The sequence below is a fragment of the Enterobacter cloacae complex sp. IR5441 genome, assembly GCF_049238215.1.
GTDB lineage: Bacteria > Pseudomonadota > Gammaproteobacteria > Enterobacterales > Enterobacteriaceae > Enterobacter > Enterobacter hormaechei_C.
This window is the reverse complement of the sequence record NZ_JBMKIA010000069.1, coordinates 1-6,040: the sequence shown is the minus strand read 5'-3', so window position 1 is coordinate 6,040 and position 6,040 is coordinate 1. Positions and strand designations below refer to the sequence as shown.

The following is a 6,040-nucleotide window of genomic DNA, read 5'->3' as shown; positions in this document are numbered from 1 at the left end:
TGTGCGGCTGATGCACGACGCTGCGGCGTGGATGTCCGCCAAGGGAACGCCCGCCTGGGACGTCGCGCGGATCGACCGGACATTCGCGGAGACCTTCGTCCTGAGATCCGAGCTCCTAGTCGCGAGTTGCAGCGACGGCATCGTCGGCTGTTGCACCTTGTCGGCCGAGGATCCCGAGTTCTGGCCCGACGCCCTCAAGGGGGAGGCCGCATATCTGCACAAGCTCGCGGTGCGACGGACACATGCGGGCCGGGGTGTCAGCTCCGCGCTGATCGAGGCTTGCCGCCATGCCGCGCGAACGCAGGGGTGCGCCAAGCTGCGGCTCGACTGCCACCCGAACCTGCGTGGCCTATACGAGCGGCTCGGATTCACCCACGTCGACACTTTCAATCCCGGCTGGGATCCAACCTTCATCGCAGAACGCCTAGAACTCGAAATCTAACGTCCGTTCGGGCATCGAGGTCCATGTCGGGGTGGGACGGGCCCGTGGCTTCAAGATCACTTGCAGTCCGACCGCGATGTCTTGGTTGCGCGAGAGGTTGTCGATATCTGTTGATTTGCACCCAAATTTGACCCGGGATTTGCATTGAATTTTGACCCACCCCTTGTTGTCAGAATTATGTCTCGATTTTCAGTTTGCGGGTCTGTTTTTCCTCCTGCTTATTCTGAGTTGAACTGTGTTTGAAGCGGTAACTTTCATTGCCGGTTTCCAGGATGTGGCAGTGGTGGGTTAGTCGGTCCAACAACGCTGTTGTCATCTTTTCATCGCCAAACACTCGGCTCCATTCCGAGAAGCTCAAGTTGGTGGTCAGTATCACGCTGGTTTTTTCGTACAGCTTTGAGAGCAGGTGAAACAGCAGTGCCCCACCGGTTTGGCTAAAAGGCAAATATCCCAGCTCATCCAGAATCACCAAATCGGCATACAACAGACGGTTTGCGATTTGTCCCTGACGCCCAGATGATTTCTCTTGCTCCAGTGCATTGACCAAATCCACGGTGGAGAAGAAACGCACCCGTCGGTTCAAGTGCATCACTGCTTGTGTACCAATGGCTGTGGCCAGGTGAGTCTTGCCTGTGCCTGGCCCACCAATCAGCACCACGTTCTGGGCTTGTTCCATGAAGTCGCACCGGTGCAATTGTTTGACCGTGGCCTCATTAACCAGGCTTTGACTGAAGTCAAAGCCCACCAAGTCCCGATACACGGGGAACTTGGCCACCCGCAATTGATAGTTCACCGAACGTACTTCACGCTCTGCCACTTCAGCTTTAATCAAGCTGTCCAGCATGGGCAAGGCTTGATTAAATGCTGGTGAATTCTGATTGCCCAACTCCTCAATGGCGTGTGCCATGCCAAAGAGTTTCAAGGATTTGAGGATTCTCACATGGCCTTCATGCTGCATCATGGGCTCTCCTTAAACTGTCATAGCGGTTCACGTTGGCCTGTGGTTCCAATGTCAGCCTTAACCCCTTGGGAATTGGAATCGGTTTGGGTGGAGGTTCTTCGGTCAAACGTCCCAACAGATTAAGCACATGCTCCTTCGATGGCTTGCCACACTCCAATGCCAATTCCACAGCACTGAGTACCGCACCTTCATCGTGGTGCAATACAAGGGCCAGAATTTCCACCATGTCACGGTCACCGCCGGGGCGTTGCAGCAAGATGGATTGAAGCTTCTTGAACGCGGGTGGCAATTCAGCAAATGGCGCACCATTGCGCAACGCCCCAGGTTTCTTCTGAAGCACAGACAAGTAATGGTGCCAGTCGTATTGTGTGTGGCCACGCCGAGCGTGGCCACTGCCAAACAATCTTGGATGCTCGGCAATGTGTTGGCCTTCGGCAGCCATCACCAGCTTGTCTGCATAAATCCGAAGGCTGATGGCCCTGTTGGCGTAACTGGCAGGAACGCTGTAGCGATTGCCCTCGTGGTGAACAAGGCAGGTTGAAGTGACTCGCTTGGTTTGCTCCACGAATGCATCAAAGGCATTGGGTAGCGCCATCAACTCGCCTTGTTCATCGGCAAAGGCCTCTTGCACGGTTTGGTCCAATTCGGGGTGGCGCAGCTCAGACCACAGCGCTTTGCAGCGATGCTCAAGCCACACATTCAAATCAGCAAGGCTTTGAAAGTCTGGTGCCCCTTGCCACAGGCGTTGGCGGGAATCCTGCACGTTCTTCTCAATCTGGCCTTTCTCCCAACCCGATGCTGGATTACAGAACTGCGCATCAAACAGGTAGTGGCTGACCATGGCAGTGAACCGCTGATTGACCCTGCGCTCTTTGCCACGCCCCACCGAATCCACAGCGGTCTTCATGTTGTCGTAGATGCCGCGCTTGGGAATGCCACCGAAGATTTGAAAGGCATGCCAGTGGGCATCAAACAGCATTTCATGTTTTTGCTGGTAGTAAGCCCGAAGCACAAAGGCCCGGCTGTGGGCCAACTTAAACTGGGCAATCTGAAGTTTGACCTGTTTGCCCGCTATGCGGGCAAAGTCCTCACTCCAATCGAATTGGAAGGCTTCGCCACAAGCAAAGCGCAAGGGGATGAAACAACCCTTGCCCGAGGTTTGCGCCTTGAACTGTTCGGAATCTTTCCACTGTCGGGCAAAGGCACACACTCGGTCATAAGACCCGGTAAAGCCCAAAGCGACCAAATCCCGGTACATGCTGCGCAGGTTTCTGCGCAGCTTCTTTGTCTTTTTGTGCTCGGTGGAGAGCCACTGCCTTAACTTGGGCTCAAAAGGACTTAACTTGCCAACGCTGTCTCGCGCTGGGTACTGCGGTTCAACCACCTTGCTTTGCAAATACTTGCGAACGGTGTTCCTGGACAGGCCGCTTCGTCGGGCTATTTCCCGAATCGACGCACCATCGCGAAAATGCCAGCGTCGAATTGCGCTCAATATCGCCACGTTTATCACTCCTTGATTTCTCCCGCCATATCCAGACGGGAAACAGTGTCATACGTGGGTCAAATTTCGACGCAAATCTTTACCCTAAGTTGGGGTGCGGACAAAATCTTGGACTACTTTAGGAGTAGTTCATGTATTCGTATGAAGATCGCCTTCGAGCCGTGAGGTTGTACCTGAAGCTTGGGCGCCGGATGAGCGCCACACTACGGCAGCTGGGATACCCCACCAAGAACTCGCTGAAGGCCTGGTTGGCAGAATTCGAACGGAATCAGGATCTTCGCCGAGGCTATCAACGGATAAAACGGCAGTACACCGATGAGCAAAAGCAACGGGCAGTAGATCACTATATCGAACAAGGCTACTGCCTGAGTCACACAATCCGAAGCCTGGGCTACCCAAGCCGCGAGGCCTTGCGTGCCTGGATCCGTGATTTACGCCCTGAATTCGCTAGGACGGTCGTCGGCAGCAGCGCTCCCACAGTCGCCCGCTCTCGCCTCGAGAAGCAGCAAGCCGTCATTGCACTGAACCTGCGCGTAGGTTCGGCAAAGGATGTGGCCGACACTGTCGGTGTATCGCGACCAACGTTGTATAACTGGCAGCATCGATTACTTGGCAAAGTGCCCCTAAAACCCATGACAAAGAAGAAAGGTGACACCTCGCTCGAGCAGCGGCATGAGGCACTACTCAGGGAACTGGCCGAACTGGAGAGCCAGAACCAGCGGCTTCGCATGGAGAATGCAATTCTGGAGAAGGCGAGTGAATTGATAAAAAAAGACATGGGCATCAACCCCCTCGAACTGACAAGCCGAGAAAAAACGAAGGTGGTTGATGCCCTCAGAGTCACGTTTCCATTAGCCAATCTGTTGTGCGGCCTGAAGCTGGCGCGCAGCACATACTTCTATCAACGCCTGCGGCAGACGCGGCCCGACAAGTACACGCAGGTGCGTGAGGTCATTCGGACTATCTTCGAGGACAACTACCGCTGCTATGGCTATCGACGCATTGATAGTGCCTTGCGCCTTGGTGGCATGCGTGTGTCCGAGAAGGTCGTGCGTCGCTTGATGGCGCAAGAGCGTCTGGTCGTGAGAACACCGCGCCGCCGGCGCTTCTCGGCGTATGCTGGCGACCCGACACCAGCGGTCCCGAATCTGCTGAATCGCGACTTTCACGCGTCGGCGCCGAATACGAAATGGTTGACCGATCTGACGGAAATACACATTCCGGCAGGGAAGGTCTACGTCTCGCCGATCGTCGATTGCTTCGATGGGCTGGTGGTGGCCTGGAATATCGGCACCAGCCCGGATGCGAACCTGGTCAATACCATGCTGGATCACGCGGTACGGACACTGCGACCCGGTGAGCATCCGGTTATCCATTCGGACAGGGGCTCGCATTATCGCTGGCCTGCGTGGATCCGCCGCACTGAAAATGCCCAATTAACGCGGTCGATGTCCAAAAAGGGCTGCTCGCCAGACAATGCTGCATGCGAGGGCTTTTTCGGACGATTGAAGACCGAACTAATCTACCCGAGGAATTGGCAGCACGTGACGCTGAAAGACCTCATGACGCGAATCGATGCCTATATCCACTGGTACAACGAGCGCCGCATCAAAGTGTCGCTTGGCGGGCGTAGTCCCATCGAGTATCGTCATGCGGTCGGATTGATGTCCGTATAAACCGTCCAAGAAATCGTCCGCACCCCCAGTGGGTCAATTTTAGATGCAACTCAACAGGCCATGCTGAGTGTGCGATGGTTGATCGCTTCCTCGCCGCTCTCCACGGCGACGATGGCCGCCGCCATCAGCAAGTGCGCCAGTTCCCCTATGGTGCCCTCGCTGCGTGTGAGCAGGTAGCGAGCCATGTCCAGCGTGGCAATTGGGGAAGGCCGGCGCAGCGGGAGCGAAGCGGCGAAGCTGGCCAGCAGTGAGCAGCAATCGTCGTTGGCCTCCCATACCGGCAGCATCATCGGCTCGAAGCGATTTTCCAACTGGTCATCGGAGCGGATGGCTAGGTAGGCGTCGCGCGTGCCTACCCCAACCAACGGGATGCGCAGTTCGTTGCCGAGGAAGCGCAGCAGGTTGAGGAATTCCCGGCGGTTGACGCTGTTGCCGGCCAGCACGTTGTGCAGCTCGTCGATCACCAGCATGCGCACGCCGACCTTGCGCAGCAGTGCCAGAGCCAGTTGCTCCATTTCCGGCAACCGTGGGCGTGGGCGCAGCGGCGCGCCCATCGCGGCGAGCAGCGCGACGTAGAAGCGGATCACGGACGGCTCGGACGGCATCTGCACGACCAACACCGGGATGTGCTCCTGGTCGGCGTCGGAGCTGGCCGGGTGGGTGCGGCGGAACTTCTCGACGATCATCGACTTGCCATTGTTGGTCGGGCCAACCAGCAGCAGGTTGGGCATGCGTTGCTTGTTTGGCCACGCATAAAGGGCTTCCAGCCGGTTCAGCGCCTCGACTGCGCGCGGATAGCCGATCCAGCGGTCGGCGCGAAGGCGCTGGATGCGCTCGTCCGCCGGAAGACGGGCCAAGCCCTGGGCCGCCGGCAGCAGGTGGGACAGGTCGATGATGGGATATTCGTCCACGGCTACCACTCCTCAATCTGGTCGAACGGTTTGGCGGGTGGCAAGTTGTCTGCCTGCGGGTCGGCAATATCCGTATCCGGCGGAACGGGCTTGTCCGGCCGAGCTGATGTCTTGAGGTGCTGGCGGCGATCCGCGTCACGCCGCGCCTTGCGTGTGGCCTTCTGCGCGCTGGTCACAATCTCACGCATCTGGCCGATCATGCGGAACAGCGCCGACTCATCCACCTGTTCGCGCCCTTGCTGCCGCAGTTTCGCCAGCGCCTGCCGTTGTTCCCAGAGGGTGACAGCCGGATGCGACAAGGTACGGTAGGGAATTTCCAGGTAATGCTGTCCCTCCGGTTCCAGGACCCAGATACGGCTGATGTCGCGCGGATCGCGCCGGATCAGAAAGGACGGCCAGCGTTCACGCCGCGCAATCCACGGCTTGAGCGCATCGGCGTAGTAGTGGATGTGGTCGATGACAAAGCCGGTGCGGGTCAGCGTGCGCCGGAGGATCGGCAGAAAATCGACCAGGAACGAAGTAGCGCGTGTGACGACGGCCGGTACGCCG

Annotated in this window: 6 protein-coding genes; 2 read left to right on the top strand and 4 right to left on the bottom strand. The window is 57.4% G+C overall.

The genetic code is table 11. The annotated features are described in order from the left end of the window. Position 1 precedes the first annotated feature (1 nt). Positions 2-442, top strand: a complete 441-nt coding sequence (locus ACOTX5_RS25945) for a GNAT family N-acetyltransferase (protein WP_032495541.1) — start codon at positions 2-4, stop codon at positions 440-442. Between the two features lie 175 nt (positions 443-617). On the opposite strand, the gene istB is transcribed toward ACOTX5_RS25945, so the two are convergent. Beyond that, positions 618-1,403 (bottom strand): IS21-like element IS1326 family helper ATPase IstB, encoded by a 786-nt coding sequence (gene istB / locus ACOTX5_RS25940; RefSeq protein ID WP_000983249.1) that lies wholly within the window; start codon positions 1,401-1,403, stop codon positions 618-620. Next, positions 1,390-2,913, bottom strand: a complete 1,524-nt coding sequence (gene istA / locus ACOTX5_RS25935; protein ID WP_001324342.1) for an IS21-like element IS1326 family transposase — start codon at positions 2,911-2,913, stop codon at positions 1,390-1,392. Before istA ends, istB begins: the two co-directional genes overlap by 14 nt. Positions 2,914-3,035: 122 nt before the next feature. On the opposite strand from istA, the gene ACOTX5_RS25930 reads away from it, so the two are divergent. Continuing rightward, entirely contained in the window at positions 3,036-4,580 is a 1,545-nt protein-coding gene (locus ACOTX5_RS25930) for an IS3 family transposase (protein WP_000287615.1), read from the top strand. 50 nt (positions 4,581-4,630) lie between these two features. Here the strand turns inward: ACOTX5_RS25930 and ACOTX5_RS25925 are convergent, their stop codons facing one another. Then, positions 4,631-5,491 carry a TniB family NTP-binding protein gene (locus ACOTX5_RS25925; protein ID WP_000344784.1) on the bottom strand — a complete coding sequence of 287 codons (861 nt, stop codon included), beginning with the start codon at positions 5,489-5,491 and terminating at the stop codon, positions 4,631-4,633. 2 nt (positions 5,492-5,493) lie between these two features. Next, positions 5,494-6,040 (bottom strand): Mu transposase C-terminal domain-containing protein (locus tag ACOTX5_RS25920; RefSeq protein ID WP_138980204.1); only part of this gene is annotated, 547 nt, incomplete at its 5' end.

What these genes read in the sequence shown, in the direction of transcription:
- ACOTX5_RS25930 (WP_000287615.1), top strand. Translation starts at nt 3,036, where the DNA reads ATGTATTCGTATGAAGATCGCCTTCGAGCCGTGAGGTTGTACCTGAAG.
- istB (WP_000983249.1), bottom strand. Translation starts at nt 1,403, where the DNA reads ATGATGCAGCATGAAGGCCATGTGAGAATCCTCAAATCCTTGAAACTC.